This window comes from Clostridioides sp. LIBA-2809 (assembly GCF_056688965.1).
In genome coordinates this window covers 1,870,776-1,892,314 of the sequence record NZ_CP197004.1, presented here as the reverse complement: position 1 = coordinate 1,892,314, position 21,539 = coordinate 1,870,776, and the positions used below count along the sequence as shown (strand labels likewise).

Annotated in this window: 20 protein-coding genes and 2 riboswitches; of the genes, 7 read left to right on the top strand and 13 right to left on the bottom strand. The window is 28.0% G+C overall.

Features of this window, described 5'->3' with window-relative positions; translation table 11 throughout:
* Positions 1-35 precede the first annotated feature (35 nt).
* From ACTG44_RS09060 to recQ, 9 genes are all read right to left on the bottom strand, one after another.
* The gene (locus ACTG44_RS09060) at positions 36-1,403 is read right to left on the bottom strand and encodes a GTP pyrophosphokinase (RefSeq protein ID WP_021384483.1); all 1,368 of its coding nucleotides are present in this window, start codon (positions 1,401-1,403) and stop codon (positions 36-38) included.
* 384 nt (positions 1,404-1,787) lie between these two features.
* The gene (locus ACTG44_RS09055; protein ID WP_021384495.1) at positions 1,788-3,182 is read right to left on the bottom strand and encodes a YfcC family protein; all 1,395 of its coding nucleotides are present in this window, start codon (positions 3,180-3,182) and stop codon (positions 1,788-1,790) included.
* 178 nt (positions 3,183-3,360) lie between these two features.
* Positions 3,361-4,062, bottom strand: a complete 702-nt coding sequence (locus ACTG44_RS09050) for a thiamine phosphate synthase (protein WP_479921612.1) — start codon at positions 4,060-4,062, stop codon at positions 3,361-3,363.
* Positions 4,063-5,166, bottom strand: coding sequence for a 2-iminoacetate synthase ThiH (thiH, locus tag ACTG44_RS09045; protein ID WP_479921611.1), 1,104 nt, complete (start codon positions 5,164-5,166; stop codon positions 4,063-4,065).
* A 16-nt stretch (positions 5,167-5,182) separates the two neighbouring features.
* The gene (locus tag ACTG44_RS09040) at positions 5,183-5,953 is read right to left on the bottom strand and encodes a thiazole synthase (RefSeq protein ID WP_021384485.1); all 771 of its coding nucleotides are present in this window, start codon (positions 5,951-5,953) and stop codon (positions 5,183-5,185) included.
* Positions 5,954-6,015: 62 nt separating this feature from the next.
* On the bottom strand, positions 6,016-6,819 hold the full coding sequence (thiF, locus tag ACTG44_RS09035) for a sulfur carrier protein ThiS adenylyltransferase ThiF (RefSeq protein WP_479921610.1): 804 nt from the start codon (positions 6,817-6,819) through the stop codon (positions 6,016-6,018).
* Positions 6,812-7,006, bottom strand: a complete 195-nt coding sequence (gene thiS / locus ACTG44_RS09030) for a sulfur carrier protein ThiS (RefSeq protein WP_021384492.1) — start codon at positions 7,004-7,006, stop codon at positions 6,812-6,814. The genes thiF and thiS overlap by 8 nt, the downstream gene beginning before the upstream one ends.
* 44 nt (positions 7,007-7,050) lie before the next feature.
* Positions 7,051-8,352: a phosphomethylpyrimidine synthase ThiC gene (gene thiC, locus ACTG44_RS09025; RefSeq protein WP_021384490.1), complete on the bottom strand. Its 1,302-nt coding sequence runs from the start codon at positions 8,350-8,352 to the stop codon at positions 7,051-7,053.
* 140 nt (positions 8,353-8,492) lie between these two features.
* A riboswitch (TPP riboswitch) is annotated at positions 8,493-8,604 on the bottom strand.
* An 88-nt stretch (positions 8,605-8,692) separates the two neighbouring features.
* On the bottom strand, positions 8,693-11,176 hold the full coding sequence (gene recQ / locus ACTG44_RS09020) for a DNA helicase RecQ (RefSeq protein WP_479921609.1): 2,484 nt from the start codon (positions 11,174-11,176) through the stop codon (positions 8,693-8,695).
* Positions 11,177-11,363: 187 nt separating this feature from the next.
* Positions 11,364-11,485: riboswitch (FMN riboswitch) on the top strand.
* 133 nt (positions 11,486-11,618) lie between these two features.
* Here recQ and ribD point away from each other — a divergent pair.
* From ribD to ribH, 4 genes are all read left to right on the top strand, one after another.
* Positions 11,619-12,731, top strand: a complete 1,113-nt coding sequence (ribD, locus tag ACTG44_RS09015; protein WP_479921608.1) for a bifunctional diaminohydroxyphosphoribosylaminopyrimidine deaminase/5-amino-6-(5-phosphoribosylamino)uracil reductase RibD — start codon at positions 11,619-11,621, stop codon at positions 12,729-12,731.
* Positions 12,732-12,763: 32 nt separating this feature from the next.
* Positions 12,764-13,429: a riboflavin synthase gene (locus ACTG44_RS09010; protein ID WP_479921607.1), complete on the top strand. Its 666-nt coding sequence runs from the start codon at positions 12,764-12,766 to the stop codon at positions 13,427-13,429.
* Between the two features lie 22 nt (positions 13,430-13,451).
* Positions 13,452-14,645: a bifunctional 3,4-dihydroxy-2-butanone-4-phosphate synthase/GTP cyclohydrolase II gene (locus tag ACTG44_RS09005; protein WP_021384484.1), complete on the top strand. Its 1,194-nt coding sequence runs from the start codon at positions 13,452-13,454 to the stop codon at positions 14,643-14,645.
* 106 nt (positions 14,646-14,751) lie between these two features.
* On the top strand, positions 14,752-15,213 hold the full coding sequence (gene ribH, locus ACTG44_RS09000; protein WP_021384489.1) for a 6,7-dimethyl-8-ribityllumazine synthase: 462 nt from the start codon (positions 14,752-14,754) through the stop codon (positions 15,211-15,213).
* A gap of 154 nt (positions 15,214-15,367) precedes the next feature.
* On the opposite strand, the gene ACTG44_RS08995 is transcribed toward ribH, so the two are convergent.
* Positions 15,368-15,997, bottom strand: a complete 630-nt coding sequence (locus tag ACTG44_RS08995; RefSeq protein WP_479921606.1) for a hypothetical protein — start codon at positions 15,995-15,997, stop codon at positions 15,368-15,370.
* Positions 15,998-16,276: 279 nt separating this feature from the next.
* Between ACTG44_RS08995 and ACTG44_RS08990 the strand changes: the two genes are divergently transcribed.
* Positions 16,277-16,705, top strand: a complete 429-nt coding sequence (locus ACTG44_RS08990) for a hypothetical protein (RefSeq protein WP_021384496.1) — start codon at positions 16,277-16,279, stop codon at positions 16,703-16,705.
* Between the two features lie 196 nt (positions 16,706-16,901).
* Here the strand turns inward: ACTG44_RS08990 and ACTG44_RS08985 are convergent, their stop codons facing one another.
* Positions 16,902-18,353, bottom strand: a complete 1,452-nt coding sequence (locus ACTG44_RS08985) for an alanine/glycine:cation symporter family protein (RefSeq protein WP_021384479.1) — start codon at positions 18,351-18,353, stop codon at positions 16,902-16,904.
* 468 nt (positions 18,354-18,821) lie between these two features.
* On the opposite strand from ACTG44_RS08985, the gene ACTG44_RS08980 reads away from it, so the two are divergent.
* The gene (locus ACTG44_RS08980; protein WP_021384458.1) at positions 18,822-20,087 is read left to right on the top strand and encodes an ArsB/NhaD family transporter; all 1,266 of its coding nucleotides are present in this window, start codon (positions 18,822-18,824) and stop codon (positions 20,085-20,087) included.
* A gap of 38 nt (positions 20,088-20,125) precedes the next feature.
* Positions 20,126-20,581 carry a hypothetical protein gene (locus tag ACTG44_RS08975; protein ID WP_021384474.1) on the top strand — a complete coding sequence of 152 codons (456 nt, stop codon included), beginning with the start codon at positions 20,126-20,128 and terminating at the stop codon, positions 20,579-20,581.
* Between the two features lie 135 nt (positions 20,582-20,716).
* Here ACTG44_RS08975 and ACTG44_RS08970 read toward each other — a convergent pair whose 3' ends face one another.
* Positions 20,717-21,088 carry a NifB/NifX family molybdenum-iron cluster-binding protein gene (locus tag ACTG44_RS08970; RefSeq protein WP_021384449.1) on the bottom strand — a complete coding sequence of 124 codons (372 nt, stop codon included), beginning with the start codon at positions 21,086-21,088 and terminating at the stop codon, positions 20,717-20,719.
* 2 nt (positions 21,089-21,090) lie between these two features.
* Positions 21,091-21,459 (bottom strand): ArsR/SmtB family transcription factor, encoded by a 369-nt coding sequence (locus tag ACTG44_RS08965; protein WP_021384477.1) that lies wholly within the window; start codon positions 21,457-21,459, stop codon positions 21,091-21,093.
* Positions 21,460-21,539: the final 80 nt, after the last annotated feature.

Sequence of the window (21,539 nt, the reverse complement as noted above, 5' to 3'; positions counted from 1 at the left end):
AAATGGCGCATTAGCGCCATTTCAACATTGATTGATTACTCAAAAATTTGAATAATTTTTTCTCTAAATGCGTTCATAAGCTTTTCTTTTTCTTCTAAATATTCACCATAGCATTCATATTCTCTACATATACAATTTATAATTTCACTTGATGTGAAATTTATTTTTTCAAGATTATAATTATACAAAATTTCAACACTATCAATCTCACTTATGCTATTGAATATACATTCATACATATCTTCAATTATAAATTGACTATTTTCTTCAAATTGACATAAAAGTTGTTCTCTATTTTCTTCTAGTAGTACATTTTCTTTTATAAACTCTACAAAATTTTCAAAGTCTTCTGTATTGTTACATGGCTCTATTTCAAACAATATTCTAAAAAATAGATTCCATGGGAATTCCGTATTTAATCTACTTCTAAAGTGATTCCCTAGGTCTTTACAAAATTTATCATCAAATGTTGGTTCTCTTTCAAACTCTATTTGCTCATTAAAATCTATATCCTTATTTACAATTTCATTTAATCTCGCAAACTCATCAAGCATAAAATTACCTAAAACTTCATCACTTATATCTTGTTTATTAAAAGAATAACTTAATATAGTCTCGCATGGCTTTTTAAAATCTACAACGAAACCTATACTTTTGTTCATCTTTTCAGAAAAAGCATCGTATACTAATTTTGCAAATAATTTTTCAATTTCCTTTTTACTTACTTTCATATTAAAAGACTTTCCTGAATGAAAGTTTTTGTAAATACTTAAAAGCTGATTATCAATCATAGTAAGATTATTCTTTATAGAGTCCATCATATCCTTTATAAATTTGTCAGCAAGTAAATATGTGTTATTTTTATAAATTATTTTATGTTCAATTTCACTCCAAAACACATTTACAAGAGATTTAATTTGAAGCTCAAATTTTACTTCTCTATCTAAATATGCAAAAACTCCATCTATTTTATATATTTCGAATCCATTTTTTTGTTTATTAGGTTGTCTCTCAGATAACTTTAATTTAATATTCTTATTTTCTTTATTATAGTAGTTTATTTTATCATCTGTTTTGTTAAAATATCTCCTTAAAAGTCTATATATCTTATTTTCATCCTCAATAAATCTGCACTCAATTCTTAAACCTATTAAGTCAGAGACATTGTGAATAAGGTTACTTGCTTCTCCATATTTTTTTAAATATCTATTTCTAATTATCTTTTCCCTTAAACTTGATTCTGATTTTATTCTAGAGGTTACATTTATATATTCTTGATTCTTTTCATCCAAGATATTTTCAAAATACTCTTCTATTTCATCTGATATAGTTTCTAACGTTGGAGACATTGTCCTCAACATATCAATAGACTCTTCAATAAAATCAAATTCTTTTAATCCCATAAATTTTTACACTCCTATATTTAATAACTGTTAGCTATTTCAGTTCTTTATATTTGATTACACTCTTATTTTAACATTTTTTACTACTATAAGTAAGTATTCTCCAAAAACCTTCATATATATTTCAAATTAGAATTAATTTATTTAGTTTTTTGACTTTTAATTTAATTTTATTTAGCTAATTTGACATAGAAAACAAGAGTAAGTAGATTAAATGTATACAATTTAAGAGATTTGAGGAGAAAATATAGATTTGTTAGGATATTTTGTCATTTATTATATAAAAAATAAATTGCCACTAAGTAATTTAGTGGCAATTTATTGAAAATCATATTTTTGGTTTTTTATATAATTTCTAAATATATTAAATTAAACTATCTTTAATTAAAATCCTATATATATACCTATTGTTAAGAAAACTAGAGATACAGCTGTTAAAATCAACAATATAGGCATTATAAATCTAACCCATTTTGAAAAAGGAATATGAGCTACTGCAAGTGCTCCCATCAATACCCCTGAAGTTGGAGTTATAAAGTTTGTAAGACCTACCCCAAATTGATAAGCGGTTACTATTACCTGAGCTGATATATTAACTAAATCACCAAGAGGAGCGAGTACAGGTACTGTAAGTGAAGCAAGACCTGAAGATGATGGAATTAAAAATGCCAATGCAGCTTCCAAGAAGAAAGATAAATATACAAATATAACTTTTGGAAGTCCGCCTAAAAAAGCTGCTGCGGAATTTAATATAGTATCTATTATAAATCCATTTTGAGCAATTATTACGATTCCACGAGCTAAGGCTATGGCAAGAGCAGCTGATGCTAAATCTTTTGCTCCATCTATAAAACTTTCTGAAATTTCAATTTGAGATAATCTACCAACCAAACCAGAAAGTACACCTATAGCAGCAAAACACATTGATATCTCTGGAATGTACCATCCTTGACTTAAAACACCCCAAATCATTATCGCCATACCTATTCCAAATATAGCAAGAACAGATACTTCTTTAAAAGTAAATTCTTTTATTTCTGTTGAAGTTTGATTAAGTATTGACTTGTTATTTTTATCTATTTCATACACTATTGAACTTTCAGGATTTTCTTTAACTTTCTTAGCATAATACATAACAAATGCTATACTTATTAATATATAAGCTATAAAAATAACTACTCTATATGCTACTCCTGAACCTGGTGCAAGTTGTGCTAGTGCCTGTGCAATACCAACCGAGAATGGGTTTATTGTTGAAGCTGCGGCTCCTGCTGCTGCTCCTATAAATACAATTGCTATGGCGGTTAGAGAATCATATCCTAAGGACGTCATAAGCGGAACAAATATCATATAAAATGGTAATGTTTCTTCTGCCATCCCAAACGTAGTACCTCCAAGTCCAAATAAAATCATTGATATTGGAATTATAAGAAGTTCTTTTCCTTTAAACTTAGATATAACTGATGCTATTCCTGCTTCTATAGCTCCAGTTCTATTTACAATACCAAAAGCACCTCCAACTATTAAGACAAATCCTACAACCTCTGCTGAATCAATAAAACCTTCTATTGGTGCTTTAAAAACATCTGCAAATCCTTGAGGATTACTTTCTACACTTTGATAAGTCCCTGGTACAACTACCATTCTACCTTCTACATCTTCTCTACTAAATTCACCACTTGGTACTATCCAAGTCAATATTGCCATTAAGACTATTAGTAAAAATATTATTGTAAAAGTGTGTGGTATAATAAATCGTTTCTTTTTACTGTCAGTCATTATAATGTCCTCCATACTTTACTAAATTTTAAATATTTTTAGGATATTGTTTAATCTCTCTGACTAAAGTTTTCCCTTTTTACAATTTTTTATTAGCAAAGATATAAAATAAAAAAGCTATCTTTTAAATTTTAAAAGATAGCTTTTTTATTTTTCTTTAAATTAACGATTCAATATACTATTTTAGTAATTCAATTTTTTCATTATAATTTGAGATTGTTTTTTTAATATCTTTAGATTTCATTATAGTTGACATTACAGCAAAATCATCACAGTATTTTAATGTTTCTTTGACATTAGATGGTAAAATTCCTCCTAGTGCAACTATCTTAATATCAGTAATCTTCTTAGCTTCCTTTAAAAACTCAATTCCCTTTGGATGTAGTTCTTCTTTACATTTAGTTTCATATATATGTGATAAAGTTATGTAATCTATTTTTATATTTTTATTTCTTATCAATTTTTCTAAATATTCTACTTCATCTATTTTATGTAAAGATAATCCTAGTATTTTATTTTTATTAAAACTGTAATTATTTTCAATTAAGTCCAAGAATCCTTTAAAAGGAAGATGAATCCCTTGGCAATCTGTTTTTTCAAAAAATTCAATATTACTATTTATTATAAAGTTAACCTTAAGTTTATTAATACTTTCTTTCTGATTTGTACTAATCTTCAAGTTTTCATTTAATATTTGTTCTTTCAAATCTACACAATTGATTTTGGTTTTTATTTTCATATATAGTTTATTTAATTCTTCATATTCTAAGTCTTTTTCTCTTATTATAATGTTTTTTATACCACTCAATATAGATTCTTTAATAACATCTAAGTATCTTTCTTCACTATATACTAATTTTCTGTTTGTTATTAAATACATCTAAAATCTTTCCCAATCTTTAAATACATGTTGATATCCAATTGAGTTTAACATCTTCTCTACATCTGCAACAGTGCTTTCATCATTTATTTTAAATTGGGCAGTATCATGTTCATCTTGAGAATGTCCTCCTACATCAGTAGAGACACCTGCACTCAATTTAGTTACTCCTAGAGGTATTATATGACTTCTCATTTCTAAATTTTCTCTAGTTGATATATTTATTGCTGCATGAGGGTCAAATAATCTCATACATACCATAGCTTGAACTAAATCAGTATCACTTATATCTACTAATTCTTCAAAACATCCTTTAAAAGGTCTCATTCTTGGTGTTGAATATGAAAGCTCAATATGAGGATATTTTGTTTTTAAATATTTCCCATGCAATATTGTAAAAAAGGTTTCTTTTCTAAAATCATTTAGCCCTAAAAGTGCACCTATTGATAAAGTCCTCATCCCTGCTTTTGCCCCTCTTTCAGGAGCATCTAATCTGAATTTATAATTTGATTTTGGCCCTTTTATGTGAACTTTCTTGTATATTTCCTCATCATAAGTTTCTTGATATACTGTTAAACCTTCAACACCTTTATCTACAATATACTTATATTCTTCTACTTCCATTGGATAGACTTCTATACCTATAGATGGAAATTTCTCTCTTAATATTTCTATAGCTTCACCTATATACTCTACACTTGAATGAAAACTACTTTCTCCAGTCAAAACAAGCAAATGTTTAAAACCCTCTTTTGAAATTACATTTCCCTCTTGTCTAATTTCATCCATTGTTAATTTTTTTCTTTTTATTCCACTTTTTATATTATAGCTACAGTAAACACATTGATTGACACAATAATTTGCTATATACATTGGCGTATATAAACATACTGTTTTTCCAAAATATTGAACGCTTAATTTATGTGCTTTCTGTGCCATGGCTTCTAAATGTTTTACAGCAGTTTTAGAAAGCAAATTTAATATATCAAAATCTTCAAGCTTGTCCTTTGATAAACTTCTTAAAACATCATTATCTATAACATTATTTAAATATCCATCAAAATCAAAATCTCTATATTTTTCTATTACATCATAAAAACTCATCACCAATCACCACTTTCTATAAATTGCCTAAAAAACCTGTTAAAGGAGAAGATGCGTTTGCAAATTCTGATACACTTCCTGTTTTTGCGAGATATGCTTCTCTTCCACCTTCTACAGCCAGTTTGAATGCTCTAGCCATCTGCACAGGATTTCCTGCTGAAGCTATTGCAGTGTTAACGAGTACAGCATCAGCTCCCATTTCCATAGCTTCCATAGCTTGAGATGGTTTCCCAATACCCGCATCGACTATTATTGGTATGTCTAATTCATCTATCATTATTCTTATCATTTCTTTCATTTGAAGACCTCTATTTGAACCAATTGGAGCTCCAAGAGGCATAACTGCTGCTGCATTTGCTTCTATAAGTCTTCTTCCAGCATAAAGGTCTGGTGTCATATATGGAAGAACTATAAAACCTTCGTCAGCAAGTATTTTTGTAGCTTTTATAGTTTCTTCATTATCAGGAAGTAAATATCTAGTATCCGATATTACTTCTATTTTTATAAAATCTCCACATCCCATTTTTCTAGATATTCTAGCTATTCTTACTGCTTCCTCTGCATTAGTAGCTCCTGATGTATTTGGAAGTATTGTCATTTCTTTTGGAATATATGTCAATATATTTTCTTGTTTGTTATCTAAATCTACTCTTCTAAGTGCCATCGTTATTATTTCACTTCCACTTTCTTTTATTACCTCAGGCAATATATTATTTGAACCATATTTACCTGTTCCAACCAATAATCTGCTACTGAATTCATGTCCACCAAGTACCAATTTATCCATATTATTTCCCTCCATGTGCAATTTTTTTAATATTCAATCTTTTTTATGTTTATTTTTAGTATTTACATATCTATAAGTATTTGTGTTGCCAAGTTTGCCATGTGGTTTGCACAGATAGCGACTCTTGGAGCCATAAGACCTTCACCAATTTTAGCTTCGTTTACAAAATCCCCACATATATAAAACTTGTCTTTTATCTTCTTAGTAGTTATTATATTTGAATCATAGTATCCTGCCATACCTGATGATGCTATTAGATATTTATCTTTTAAATTGATTAATACATAGTTACAAACCTGTGCCTTACATGAAGCATCATCAAATGCTTCAATTATCAAATCCGAATCTTTAATAGCATCCATATTATGTTTGTTTAAAAAAATATCTCGTTTACTTAATTTAATAAAAGGATTTATTTTTTTTATATTTTCTATCATAGCATCAGTTTTTAGTTTTCCAATATCATCAATAAAATACTGCTGTCTATTTAAATTAGACGGTTCTACAACATCATAGTCTATAAGTAAAAGTTCCCCCACTCCAATTCTTGATAAAGAGATAGCTATATTGGAACCAAGTCCCCCTAACCCCAATATAGCAACCTTCCCTTTTTTTAACTTATTATGTGTATTAGGAGTATGTCTAGCAATCAACAAGCTTTCCAACTCATCAAATGATGGCTTGACTCCCTTTTGTATAAGTGTTAATTTATCGTTCTCACAAAGGGGAATATCTGTTTTAATTGGATATCCATTTAACACTAATACGTCACATTTATGATTGTAACTATCTCTAACTTTGTAGGCAGTTGTATTTTCTTCAACATCTGTTAATAATTCATTTACAAATATTTTTATTTTAACCACCTCCAATAAAGCTAATAAGTTCTATAATATCTTCATCTTTTAATACATATGTACTGTAGTTAGATTCTTCAATTATTTCTAGATTTACCTCGACTACAACTCTATCATTTTTTAAATTATATTTATTTAATAAATCTACTATAGTTAATTTTTCTTTAAATTCAATGTCCTTCCCATTAACCTTCACTAAATCACCTCCTCTTTTTAAATTTATTTTATTCTAGTCATAAATTATATTAAATTAAGCTCCTCATTGTTTAATATTTTCTTAACCGTTCTCATTGAACACATTTTTCCACACATAGTACAGCTATCTTCATGAGTAGGAGTTGATTCATCTCTATATCTCTTGGCTTTTTCAGGATCTATTGCAAGTCTAAACATCTCACACCAGTCTAAATCAGCTCTAGCCTTACTCATCTTATTATCCCATTCACGAGCACCTTTAACATTTTTAGCTATATCTCCTGCATGAGCAGCTATTTTTGCAGCTATTATGCCTTCTTTCATGTCATCTAAATTAGGTAATCTCAAGTGTTCTGCTGGAGTTACATAACATAAAAAGTCTACTCCTTTAGCACATGCTAAAGCTCCTCCTATTGCACTTGTTATATGGTCATAACCTGGTGCTATATCTGTAACTAATGGTCCAAGAACATAAAAAGGTGCTCCATGACACAATCTCTTTTCTAATACTACATTTGCTTCTATCTCATCAATAGCCATGTGACCAGGTCCTTCTATCATTACTTGTACATTTCTTTCCCATGCTCTCTTAGTAAGTTCACCTAATACTACAAGTTCTTGAATTTGAACACCATCAGTAGAATCTTTTATACAACCAGGTCTACAAGCATCTCCTAAACTCAATGTAACATCGTATTCCTCGCATATATCCAATATTTTATCAAAATTAGTGTAAATAGGATTTTCCTTATTATTCAATTCCATCCATGCAAATAACAGAGAACCACCACGAGATACTATATGAGTTAATCTTTCATGATTTTTTATCTTTTGGCAAACATTTCTTGTAAGACCTGCATGTATAGTAATAAAGTCAACTCCATCAATCGCATGCTGTTTTATTACATTTAAAAACTCTTCTTCTGTTATATCTTTTAATTCTTTCTCTAAATATCCCACTGCATCGTACATAGGTACTGAACCTATCATTGCAGGTGACATTTCAACCACTTTTTCTCTAAATTCTCTAGTTTTACCATAGTTACTCAAATCCATTATAGCTTCAGCTTTCATGTCTATTGCTACTCTAACTTTTTCAAGTTCTTTTTCTATATCCTTACAATCTCTTGAAATTCCTAGATTTACATTTATTTTTGTTCTTAAATTTTTACCTACACCTTCTGCACTTAAAGATTTATGATTTTTATTAGCAGGTATAACAACTTGTCCATTTGCTATTAATTCTCTTAATTCATTCACATCTACTTGCTCTTTTTGAGAAACGATTTCCATTTCTTTAGTTATTATGCCTTTTCTAGCAGCATCCATTTGTGTTGTATAATTCATATTACAATCCTCCAAGATTAAAGTTATAGTTTTTGAAAATAAAAAAAGTGCTTTTCCTTGTTTGGAAAGCACTCTTATAATCATATATACACTTAGACAAATTTTCCCTAAAATTAAATAATTTGTCTATTTATGTAACAAAATTATATTAAAAGCTTCCCTTCGCAAGCATTATCTTGATCAGGTTATTAGGGTTTGTAAGTTACGGCTTTATCTCTCAGCTAGCCAATTCTAGCGCCCCTAGCTCTAATTTTTCATTATTTTTACAAATTCAGTATAACACAGCAAAAATATTAGTTCAACACAATAATACAAATTTTATTTTTGGATATGTTAAAAATTACTCTGGCATAATATTATTTTTTAAATTTTTAAGATAAGAATCAAGCATCACAGCTCTTATGTTTTCATACTTTATTGAATCTGGAAGTTTTCTTTTTATGTTATTTAAATTATCATATCCTACTTTTTCACAAACTTCTAAAATCATTTTCTTTTCATCTTCATCATAGAAATTTTCTAATTCTAATTCAAATGTTATGCTATTTCCATCCTTTACATAATCATGTACATATCCAATGATGGTTGATAATGAAACCTCTATTTCTTGACTAATACTTTGTATATCCTTTCCTTGATTTAATAAATCTAATGCTATTTCATTATTTTTTCTACTTTCTCCATCTAGTATTAGCTTCCTTTTACCCTTTTTATCCCAAATAACATTAATATCATTTTCTTTTACATATTGTTTGACTTCATCTAAAATACTAGCTCCATACTTTTCAATTTTTACCCCACCTATACCTGAAATATCTTTCAGTTGCTCTTCATCAAGCGGATATCTTCCACTTATTTCTTTCAAAGCCTTATTGGATAAAACCATATATGGAGGTAATTTTTCTTTTGTTGCATATTCTTCTCTAATGCTTAATAGTTTTTCATATAGAGCATTATCTGAATTAACCTCAAAGAATTCACTATTAACACTCTCTAAATCGACATTTTTTTCTTTATATTGTTTAGTTATATTATTTTTTTCGACATATTCTTTAATTGCTGTTTCAAAGTCTCTACCATATTTTTGATACTTAATTTCCCCTACTCCAGATATATCTAACATTTCTTCTTTATTAACTGGATAACTACTAGACATAGCCCTAAGTGTCCCATCTCCAAATACCATATATGGAGCTATTCTTTCTTCACTTGCAATTGAGTGTCTAAGCTCTCTTAATACACTATATAACTCATCTTCTACCTCTAATGATTTTGTAATCACAATTTCTTTAAATTCTACTTTCACTTGACCTTTTAAAACTTTCATAGACATATCATTCAATCTTATTGTTGGAAAACTTCCTCTATTTCCATTACCTAAAGTCTCAACCAAATCCAAGAAACCATGAGAAACCAATGTATTTATAAAGTTCTTTAAATCTTCACTTGAATAATCTCTCATAATATTATATGTAGATAAGGTGTTTAGTCCAAGTTGTAAAATCTTTTTATTTTTAGAACCTCTAAGTACATCTACAATAGTAGTAACGCCATAACTTCTTTTCATTCTAGCTACACATGAAATGACTTTTTGAGCATCTATAGTCTTATCTACTATTTCACCTTCTACTAAACAGTTACTACAATTATTACAATCTTCTATATAATTTTCTCCAAAGTAATTCAATATTGTCCTTCTATAACATGAATTACTGTAAACCAAGTCAATCATATATTGAAGCTTCTTATGTTGAAACAATTTTCTTTCAGGATTCTCAACTCCAATATCGATTAAATATTTTTGTATATGTACATCTCCTGGAGAAAATAAAAGCACACATTCACTTTTTTCTCCATCTCTACCAGCTCTACCTATTTCTTGATAATAGTTTTCTATACTTTGGGGCATGTTGTAGTGTATAACCCATCTTATATTAGGTTTGTCAATACCCATTCCAAAGGCGTTCGTTGCTATCATTATATCTACATCATCGTTTATAAAGTCTTCTTGATTTTTACTTCTTTCATTTTTAGATAAACCTGCATGATATTTTGACACAGATATATTTCTCTTAGATAATCCATTATGTATATTTTCAACTTCCTTTCTAGTTGCAACGTATATAATTCCAGACTCATTCTTATGATTTTTAATATAATCTAAAATATATTTATTTTTACTAGATGATTTTACTATATTTATTGATAAGTTATCTCTATCAAAACCTGTTATATAACAGTCTGGATTTTCTAAGCACAATAAATTTATTATATCAGCTCGTACCTCTTCTGAAGCTGTTGCTGTAAATGCTGTAATTATAGGTCTTTTAGGCAAATTCTTTATAAAATCGGAAATCCTTCTATAGCTCAACCTAAAATCATGTCCCCATTGAGATACACAATGCGCTTCATCTATTGCGATTTGACTTATGTTGTTATTATTTATTAGTTCAAGAAATTCCTGTGCATCTAATCTCTCTGGAGCTATATAGAGTATTTTATAATTATTTTTTCTAATGTTATTTAATATTTCATTGAATTCTTTGTTACTTAATGAACTATTTATAAAAGCTGCGTTAATTCCCATAGCCTTTAAAGCATCCACTTGGTCTTTCATAAGAGATATAAGTGGAGAAATTACTATTGTCATTCCATCTAATATCAACGCTGGAAGTTGATAACAGATGGATTTACCACCTCCAGTTGGCATTATAGCTAGTACATCTTTTTCGCTCAAAATAGAATTTATTATAGCTTCCTGACCTTTTCTAAAACTTGTATATCCATAGTATTTTGATAATATTTCTAAAGGTTTTTTATTCATATATTTCTCTCCTAATTTAAATTAATTAGACTTCTTTCCTGATTATGTTCAAATTTTTATTTTTATATTCACAATCGCATTATTCCAAAGTTTATAGACATTCTATATTATATATTAACATATTTTTTGAAAAAAATAGTTTGCAAAGTAAAATAATTTATGATACATTCTAAATATAAATTTAATACTTAATCTTCGGGGTAGGGTGAAATTCCCAATCGGCGGTACAGCCCGCGAGCCAAGGTAAAATTTGGTTGATTTGGTTAAATTCCAAAGCCGACAGTAAAGTCTGGATGGAAGAAGATATGTTTAATGAGTTTTTTTGTAGAGCAATTTTGTTGTACTCTTATTAAACATTTATTGTAGATTATTCTAAACCCTGAGTTAATTCTCAGGGTTTTTTGTTTAAAAATTATCTAATTAAACAGGAGGTGTACATATTTTGAATTTTGTAAATCAAAAAGAAAAAGACATTTATTATATGAAAAAAGCTATTGAATTGGCTAAAAAAGGAGAAGGTTTTACAAATCCAAACCCACTAGTTGGATGTGTAATTGTTAAAGATAGTGAGATAATAGGCAAAGGATATCATGAGAAATTTGGCTCTAATCATGCTGAAGTAAATGCTATAAACGATACTAAACAAAGCCTAAAAGACTCTACTCTTTATGTAAATTTAGAACCATGTTCTCATTATGGAAAAACACCTCCTTGTGTTGATAAAATTATTCAAAATAAGATTAAAAGAGTTGTCATATCTACACTAGACCCAAACCCGCTTGTTTGTGGTAATGGAGTAAAAAAATTAAAAGATAACAACATTGATGTTACTGTAGGAATATTAGAAGAAGAAGCAAGAGAATTAAACGAAATATTTTTTTATTACATAAAAAATAAAAGACCCCTTTGTATTGTAAAATCAGCAGTAAGTCTAGATGGTAAAATTGCTACAAAATCACTAGAATCAAAATGGATATCTAATGAGTCATCAAGGTACCTAACTCATAAATACAGAAATAAGTATCATAGTATAATGGTTGGCATAAACACAGTTTTAAATGATAATCCCTTACTAACTTGTAGACTTAATCAAGATGAAATATCTCACCCTACAAGAATAGTAATAGATACAAACCTAAAATTGCCAATTAATAGTAATTTGGTTGAGGATAAAACTAGTAAAACTATAGTTTTCACATGTTGTAAAGACAGTAAAAAATTATCAATATTAAGAGAAAATAATGTTGAAGTCATAATTTCTCCTCAGAAAAATAACTTAGTAGATTTGGAATTTGTAATGTATAAATTAGGAGAATTAAACATTGATTCTGTCCTAGTTGAGGGAGGCTCTACACTTAATGATAGTCTATTTAGAAATAAATTAGTTGATAAAGTCAAATTATTTTTATCCCCTAAAATTATAGGTGGTAAAGACGCACCTACATTCGTTTCTGGAAAAGGAGTAAATCATCTATCAGATTCAACACGATTAGTAATCAATAATGTAACTTTAATAGATGGAGATATTTTGATAGAATCTGATGTTTTAAATTAAATTTTATGAATATATGTATAAAGGAGGTCATAATGTTTACTGGCATAGTAGAAGAAGTTGGAATACTTAAAAGAATTACTGCCAATGGCAAAAGCGGACAAGTAACCATACTATCAAACAAAATATTAGATGGTACAAACCTTGGAGATAGTATCGCTGTAAATGGGGTTTGTCTAACTGTTTCAAACCTAGGAAAAAATGAGTTTACAGCAGATGTTATGATGGAGACAATTCGTTCTACAAATTTAGGTTCCTTAAATACAAATGACAAAGTAAACCTTGAAAGAGCTATGACCCTTTCCTCGAGATTTGGAGGTCATATAGTAACAGGCCACGTTGATTGTAAAGGTACTATTTGTAAGTTTGAAAAAGATGAAAATGCAGTTTTAGTAACCATACGACCAGTTAAAAAACTTTTATCATCAATGATACTTAAAGGTTCTGTTGCCATTGATGGTGTAAGCTTAACTATATCATATTTAGATGATGAAATATTTAAAGTTTCTATTATACCTCATACTAAATTGAACACTACTCTCTTAACAAAAAATATTGGAGACTTTGTTAATTTAGAAAGTGATGTAATTGGAAAGTATGTTAATAGTTTTATGGTTAATAACTACAAGGAATTAAATTCCAATAGTATTAACTATAAATCAAATATAGATAAAGATTTTTTATTTAAAAATGGTTTTTAAAAATAATAAAGGAGTGAATTACATGTTTAATACTATTGAAGAAGCTATTAAGGATATAAAAAATGGGAAAATGGTAATCGTTGTTGATGATGAAGGTAGAGAAAATGAAGGAGATTTACTAATGGCAGCTGAGATGGCTACCCCTGAATCAATAAATTTTATGGCTACATATGGTAGAGGTTTAATTTGTCTACCTGCTACTGAAAAAAAATTTAAAAGTTTAAATATACCTCTTATGGTTAGAGAAAATACAGACACATTTCAGACAGCCTTTACTGTTACTATAGATGGTGCAGATACTCTAACTGGTATATCTGCATATGAGAGAGCTGAAACTGTAAAATTATTCTGTGATGAGAATTCTACAAGTAAAGATTTCAAAACTCCTGGTCACATTTTTCCTTTAATTGCAAAAACTGGTGGAGTTCTTGTCAGAGATGGGCATACAGAAGCTTCTGTAGACCTAGCTAGACTTGCAGGTTTTAAAGAAATTGGTCTTATTTGTGAAATAATGAAAGATGATGGTACAATGGCAAGAGTTGATGATTTAATGATTTTCAAAGAAAAACACAATTTGAAAATTATAACTATAAAAGACCTTATAGAATATCGTAAATTAAATGAAACTACTATAGAAAAGGTGTCTAGTGCTTTCCTTCCAACAAAATACGGTAATTTTGAAATCATAGGATATAAAGATACTTATTCAGACGAAGAACATATTGCACTTACTTATGGAGATATAAAGGAAGAAAATACTCTAGTTAGACTTCATTCCGAATGTTTAACAGGTGATGTGTTCCACTCTTTAAAATGTGATTGTGGATTGCAATTAGAATCTTCTATGAAGAAAATTGTAGAAAATGGAAATGGTGTTTTAATTTATATGAAACAAGAAGGTAGAGGTATTGGTCTTTTAAATAAAATTAAAGCTTATAAACTCCAAGAAGAAGGTTATGATACTGTGGAAGCAAATCTAATGCTTGGATTTGAAGAAGATATGAGAGATTTCTATATGGCTGCTCAAATATTAAAAAATTTAAATATAAAAAGCATAAGTCTTTTAAGTAATAATCCTGATAAAATAAATCAGTTAGAGAAATATGGAATAAAAATAGAAAATAGAGTCCCTATTAATGAAGAAATTAATGACTTTAACAAGTTATATCTAAAAACTAAAAAAGATAAAATGGGACATCTGTTGGATATTATATAGATAGTTATATAAAGATGTTTTTCTACTAAGTAATTATTTGCAATTAATATTAAAAATATTTATAAATATAAATCTATAACATAAATAAAATTGGAGGAAATAAAAAATGATATATGAAGGAAAACTTATTGGAAAAGACTTAAAAATAGGAATAATAAATTCTCGTTTTAATGAATTTATAACATCAAAACTTTTATCAGGTGCTGAAGATTGCCTCTTAAGACACGATGTTTCTCCAGAAAATATAGAAATAGCTTGGGTACCTGGAGCTTTTGAAATTCCTCTTGTTGCTCAAAAAATGTCTAAAAGTGGTAAGTATGATGCTATAATTTGTTTAGGATGTGTTATAAGAGGAGCTACATCTCATTATGATTATGTATGTAGCGAAGTCTCTAAAGGGATAGCAAAAGTATCTTTAGATAATGAATTACCTGTTATATTTGGAATCGTGACTACAGAAAATATTGAACAGGCTATTGAAAGAGCAGGTACAAAAGCTGGAAATAAAGGCTATGATTGCGCTATGAGTGCATTGGAAATGGTAAATTTATTTAAATCTCTAGATTAAATAGTGTCATTAATTAAATGTTAAACCTGTATAAATAATATAAAATACTGAATACCAAAAGGACAAAATATCTTTGTTCTTTTGGTACTCAATAATTTCAAATATAATATATATCCAAGCTCTTACCTATTAAAGTATATAAAGCCGTATAATTTTAGATACTAACAATTCTATCTTTATGTGTTTTTTCAATATATAATTTTTTAAAATTATTTACAATATCATCTACCTGAACAATCTTACCAATATCTTCATAATTATTAGAAATTCCTATACTATTCACATATATTTTTAAATCAGAATATACACAATCATTATGTAAATTTTTAATAATATAAGATATATTCTTAACATCAAACTCATTGTAAGCAAAAAAATCTATTGATTCAGCTCCTCCACTTTTTACATACGAAATAGCAACTACTCTACTTGTAAATGATATTGAAATATAATCTTCCACACAATTACTTAAAAGGATATTTTGTTTAGAAAAAATTATTTTTCTACATCCTAACTGAATAAAAAATTCTTGTAATACTTTTATGTCTATACCTAATGCATCATCTGGAATTAATATGTACAAGGCTGATTTCTTAATAGAAACTTTTGTTTGTATATCTCTAATAAACTTTTCAGTTTCTCCTTCAAATAGATAATGATAAAAAGGCACATTTGGAATAGGTTGTATTGAAAATGATACACTCTCTTTTAAGCCCTTATCTTTATTATAAAATACAAAACAATCACGGCATACTACAACAATATATTCCTTCTTACTGAACAATTTGCATCCCCCCTCAAAACCTCTAAAATATAAATTAATAATCAAGGTTACTTTAAAAATCTTAAAATAATTATAAATACGACTCTAAATATAAAATATCACAAAGATATATATATTACTATTAAAGCTATTGTTTTTATTTATAACACATATTAATAGTATACTAATTATCTATTTTATTATTTTTTTAATTTACCATACAATATAATTAAGAGTAAGCAACAATAAAATACTATGATTTAATAAGTACTTATTAAATATTTATGAGGAGAATAAATTATGAAAACATATTCAATAGAAGATTTAACACTAGATAAACGTAACCTTATAAAAAAATATTCTCTTACTTTAAATGAGAATTTAATTTGGGAGTTTAAACATGATAAATACCATACTATAAAATACTTCACACACAAGTTTGCAGTTAAAGAATCTGTACTGGCACTTTTGTTCAACATACACAAATTGTGCTATGCTAAAATAAAATACTTTGAGTCAAATTTTTCAAAATATGAACCTTATAAATACAGTTATCAAGATGGATTTGTTAAATGTGAAATATATGATATGAGTTTTATGTTGCATAAATATAGTAATATAATGATAGATTTAAGAAATTTACAAGAAATCAAAACTATAGAAGAGTTTAGAATGTTTTGTAATTACTTAGAAAGCTTTGAAGATGGTTTACAAGATTTAATTATATAGTAATTTTAGAAAAAATAAATTTCAGGATAAACTTTATAATAAATAAACTATTTTTAAAAGAAACTTTTAATAACACCTGAGTTATATAATAAAAAAATATTACTGGAATTAAAAATTCCAGTAATATAAACTAATTAAATATTATATTCATATAAATTATATAAACTCTAAACTCTCAAAATAGTTTCACAATTTTTTATCCTAAATGTTCCTCTGGCAATTCACTATGCCACTCTGATACATTTTCTAATCCTTCTATTTCATCTGCAATAAATACAGGGTCTTTTATTCCAGATTTTTTTTGTCTTGTATAGTCTTTTAAAGCAATGAATGCATACTTTCCTAAAAGCGATATTGCGATTAAGTTTATTATAGCCATCAATGCCATAAATAAGTCTGCTAGGTTCCAAACTACATCTACTTGAGTAAGAGAACCAAATAAAACCATACCTACAACGAAAACTCTAAATATATTAAGTTTAGTCTTACTTCCACTCATAAATTCCATATTTGACTCACCATAATAATAATTACCTACTATAGAACTAAATGCAAATAAGAATATACAAACTGCTATAAATATGTTCCCTATTGGCCCTATATGATGAGTTAAAGCTTCCTGAGCCAACTCAATTCCAGTTGCTCCACTACTAGCGTAATCTGAATACAATAATACCATGAATGCTGTACAACTACATATGATTATAGTATCAGTAAAAACACCTAAAGATTGAATTAGACCTTGTTTTACGGGATGAGTTACATGTGCTGTTGCAGCAGCATTAGGAGCACTACCCATACCTGCTTCATTAGAGAATAAACCTCTCTTCACTCCAGTCATTACAACTCCCATAAATGTACCAATTGCCATTCCTTTAAAATCAAACGCACTTTCTACTATTAGTGTTATAATTCTTGGTATCTCTGTTATATTCATTCCAACTATAGCTAAAGCAACCAATATATACAATCCTGCAAATACAGGAACTATTATCTCAGAAACTTTTGCAACTCTATGTACTCCACCAAAAATAACTATTGCAGTTAAAATCCCAAGACCTATTCCCATAGCCATTTTACTTACTCCAAATGCATTATTAAATGCAAGTGAAACAGTATTTGCTTGAACTGCGTTGAATACAAAACCATAACATATAGTTATAAGTATTGAAAATAAAACACCCATCCATTTCTTATTTAGACCTTGCTCCATATAATATGCTGGTCCACCTCTAAAAGCTTGACCATTTTTAACTTTGTAAATCTGAGCTAATGTACTCTCGACAAAACTTGAAGCAGAACCAATTAATGCTATAAGCCACATCCAAAATACAGCACCAGGACCACCTGCTACTACCGCAATTGCTATTCCAGCTATATTTCCAGTCCCAACTCTTGAAGATGTACTTATGCAAAAGGCTTGGAATGAAGATATTTTTCCTTCCTTTTTTGCATTTTTATTTGCTGTACCATCACCCAGAAGTCTAAACATTTCTATAAAATATCTGAATTGTACAAAATTTGTTTTAATAGTAAAGTAAATACCAATTACAACCAACATTATAATTAAGATATACGACCATAAGTAATTGTTCACAAATACTACTGCATTATTAATGCCTGTTAAAATACCATTTAAAAAATCCATTATATTAATTACCCCCTATTTAATTTTGTTTTCTTAATAAATCTTAAAATCAAAAAAATGAATAATTCCTTGTTAAAAATTCATTAATTTAATTATAATATTTATAAAATCAAATTACAAGGTTTGAAATGAATAATTTTTTTAATATATTGCAGTTTTATATTCAAAATCAAGTTTTTTTTATTACTTTTATAATATAGATATATTTAATATTTTATAATTACTATTAGATACAATAAATTCTATTTTTAAAGGTATATTTTTTTGTTTGTCGTTTAATATTATTAGTAGTGAGATTATTTTAAAATTTATTTAAATAGCAAAAATTTTCTTTAAATTCTGTCACTTTTCCAAAAACTTTGTTAAATAATATACTTTTAGACATCCATTGAAAAAACAATAAAAAAGTAATACTATATATAGTACTAGCATTAGACACAAAATAATACAAATGGAGGTACTTATATTATGGAATTTCAACAAATAATAGCTATATGTATATTTTTAATAGTTATGGCAGCTATTATTACAGAAAAAGTAAACCGCTCTGTAGCAGCTGTCGGTGGTGCACTATTAATGATAATATTCAATATACTTACACTTGATGAGGGATTGAGCCATATAGATTTCAACACTATTGGTGTATTAGTTGGTATGATGCTGTTTGTCGCTGTCGTCAAAAATTCAGGACTATTTGAATACATAGCTATCTGGACTGCAAAGAAAGCTAAAGGTGACCCGTGGAAGATAATGATTTGTTTTGCTATTATAACAGCTATTTTATCTGCTGTATTAGATAATGTTACCACTGTCTTACTTATTGGTCCAATGACTATAGTTATTACACAAATATTGGGACTTAATCCAGTTCCATTTTTAATAACACAAATTTTAGCTTCCAATATAGGAGGAACATCTACTCTTATAGGAGACCCTCCAAATATTATGATTGGTAGTGCCGCTAATCTTAGTTTTATGGATTTTGTAATAAATCTAGGTCCTGCTGTTATAGTAATACTTGCTATAACTATAGTATGCTTCAAATTTATTTATGGCAAAGAACTTACTGTAGATGAAAAAGCTAAGAATGCGATATTAAAACTCGATGAAAAAAAATCTGTCAAAGATAAACCCTTACTTATAAAAAGTCTTATATTAATAGCATTTATACTTTTTGGTTTTATGTTTCACAGTACAATCCACATAGACTCTTCTGTCGTTGCACTAGCAGGAGCATCTATAATGCTTCTTATAGGAAAACAAGATGTAGATGAAATTATGGCAGGTATTGAATGGTCTACAATTTTATTCTTTATGGGATTATTTGTAGTAGTTGGTGGATTAGTAGAAGTTGGCATAATAAACAAATTAGCTCAAGCGTTGATTGGACTTACAGAAGGACATCTTGTATTTACAATGTTATTAATATTATGGTTGTCAGCAATAGTTTCTTCTTTCTTAGATAATATTCCATTTGTTGCAACATTAATTCCACTTATTTTGACTATGCAAGCTGAAGGTATTGATGTCATGCCATTATGGTGGGCGACTTCACTTGGAGCTTGTCTTGGAGGAAATGGTACACTAATAGGAGCATCTGCTAATGTTGTATTAGCAGGTATAGGTAATAAACATGGGCATCCTATATCTTTTAAAGAGTATTTCAAGATAGGTTTTCCACTTATGATTATATCTATTATTATATCTACTGTTTATTTAATTATAAAATTTTAAAAAATATAGTATAATAATACTAAAGGGGATGTGTATATATGAATATTAATACTGTTCAAGGAGATTCAATTGAAGTTCTTTTAAGGCAACTTGGAGCAACAAAAATATCAAAAGTAAGTAGTACATTGTATTTTATCAAGTTTGATTTAGGAGACAATTGGGAAATATCTTATACTTATAATATTAATGCTAAAGATCAATATTTTTTACAAAGAATTGAACCATATCCTATTGGTAGAGGTCTGTTTAATGATGAATATGAAATAGTATCATTTATATCAAAGGATTTAAACAAATTTTTAAATGCTAAGAATAGTAGTAACTTTAAAACCTTTGTTGAAGTTACTAGAAAAGTTAATTCTATCATTGATAATGTAGAGGAACTATTTTTAAACTACAATGTAGATGGTGATGATTTAAAAACACTCAATAAAGAACTTAATGACATACTAAATGATATTAACTATATAGAACAACATACAAAAAAAATCTAAGTTAGTATACCTATAAATTTTAGACTCTACTAAAAATCATAAAAGCTTAAATTTGAGTATTGAAAATACAAAACTTTATTTATTAAAAAAATAAAATAGCTGATGAAGCCTGTGGCTTCATCAGCTATTTTGTTTTTAATGATGTCCACATCCATCATGTGAACAAGTATGATTTGATGGAAATTCTACTAATTTTCCATTTTTAAGTAAATCTAAATTAGCACTTATAGTATCGGCTTCTGCTCTATAAACTTTGATTCCCATGCCATTTAATTTAACTATAGCACCTTGTCCTATTCCCCCAACTACTACTGCATCTACAGCTGTACCTGATAATGCTTTTAGTGGTTGACACTTTCCATGCTCATGGTCTAAATCTCCATTATCTAAAGATTTAACTTCTCCACTTTCTAAATCACACACAACAAAAATTGGAGCAGAACCAAAATGACCATATGGTTTACTATCCAATCCTTTATTCTCTTCTACTGGTATACATACTTTCATTACTATTTCTCCCTTCTCTTACAACATTTTTTAATGGACTTACATTCTTTACTGCATCCTAAATGTATTGTATTTACATCAAATACATCTATAAAGCTTTCACTAGAATTGCTTAACATAGATTTTATAAAATCTACACATATATTAAATGATTCTTTATTAATATGATATAAAACATAGTACCCTTCTTTATATCCTGTTATTATACCAACATCTTTTAATATTTTTATATGTTGCGAAACAGCAGAATCTGAAATTCCTAGATATTTAGAAATTCCTTTTTGACATATATTTCTCTTAGATACTAATATAAGTATGTTAAGTCTAGTTTCATCACTCAATGCTTTAAATATTTTAACCAAGTTTTCCATAAGTACCTCTTTTTTGATTAAGTAATTACTTAATTAAATTATAGTACTCTTAATTAGTTTTTTCAACCATTATTTTAAAA

What these genes read in the sequence shown, in the direction of transcription:
- ACTG44_RS08980 (WP_021384458.1), top strand. Translation starts at nt 18,822, where the DNA reads ATGGAATTTCAACAAATAATAGCTATATGTATATTTTTAATAGTTATG.
- ACTG44_RS08965 (WP_021384477.1), bottom strand. Translation starts at nt 21,459, where the DNA reads ATGGAAAACTTGGTTAAAATATTTAAAGCATTGAGTGATGAAACTAGA.
- ACTG44_RS09040 (WP_021384485.1), bottom strand. Translation starts at nt 5,953, where the DNA reads ATGGATAAATTGGTACTTGGTGGACATGAATTCAGTAGCAGATTATTG.
- thiH (WP_479921611.1), bottom strand. Translation starts at nt 5,166, where the DNA reads ATGAGTTTTTATGATGTAATAGAAAAATATAGAGATTTTGATTTTGAT.
- ACTG44_RS09010 (WP_479921607.1), top strand. Translation starts at nt 12,764, where the DNA reads ATGTTTACTGGCATAGTAGAAGAAGTTGGAATACTTAAAAGAATTACT.
- ACTG44_RS09005 (WP_021384484.1), top strand. Translation starts at nt 13,452, where the DNA reads ATGTTTAATACTATTGAAGAAGCTATTAAGGATATAAAAAATGGGAAA.
- ACTG44_RS08985 (WP_021384479.1), bottom strand. Translation starts at nt 18,353, where the DNA reads ATGGATTTTTTAAATGGTATTTTAACAGGCATTAATAATGCAGTAGTA.
- ACTG44_RS08975 (WP_021384474.1), top strand. Translation starts at nt 20,126, where the DNA reads ATGAATATTAATACTGTTCAAGGAGATTCAATTGAAGTTCTTTTAAGG.
- recQ (WP_479921609.1), bottom strand. Translation starts at nt 11,176, where the DNA reads ATGAATAAAAAACCTTTAGAAATATTATCAAAATACTATGGATATACA.
- ACTG44_RS08990 (WP_021384496.1), top strand. Translation starts at nt 16,277, where the DNA reads ATGAAAACATATTCAATAGAAGATTTAACACTAGATAAACGTAACCTT.
- ACTG44_RS09055 (WP_021384495.1), bottom strand. Translation starts at nt 3,182, where the DNA reads ATGACTGACAGTAAAAAGAAACGATTTATTATACCACACACTTTTACA.
- ACTG44_RS09050 (WP_479921612.1), bottom strand. Translation starts at nt 4,062, where the DNA reads ATGTATTTAATAACAAACAGAAAATTAGTATATAGTGAAGAAAGATAC.
- ACTG44_RS08970 (WP_021384449.1), bottom strand. Translation starts at nt 21,088, where the DNA reads ATGAAAGTATGTATACCAGTAGAAGAGAATAAAGGATTGGATAGTAAA.
- ribH (WP_021384489.1), top strand. Translation starts at nt 14,752, where the DNA reads ATGATATATGAAGGAAAACTTATTGGAAAAGACTTAAAAATAGGAATA.
- ACTG44_RS09060 (WP_021384483.1), bottom strand. Translation starts at nt 1,403, where the DNA reads ATGGGATTAAAAGAATTTGATTTTATTGAAGAGTCTATTGATATGTTG.
- thiC (WP_021384490.1), bottom strand. Translation starts at nt 8,352, where the DNA reads ATGAATTATACAACACAAATGGATGCTGCTAGAAAAGGCATAATAACT.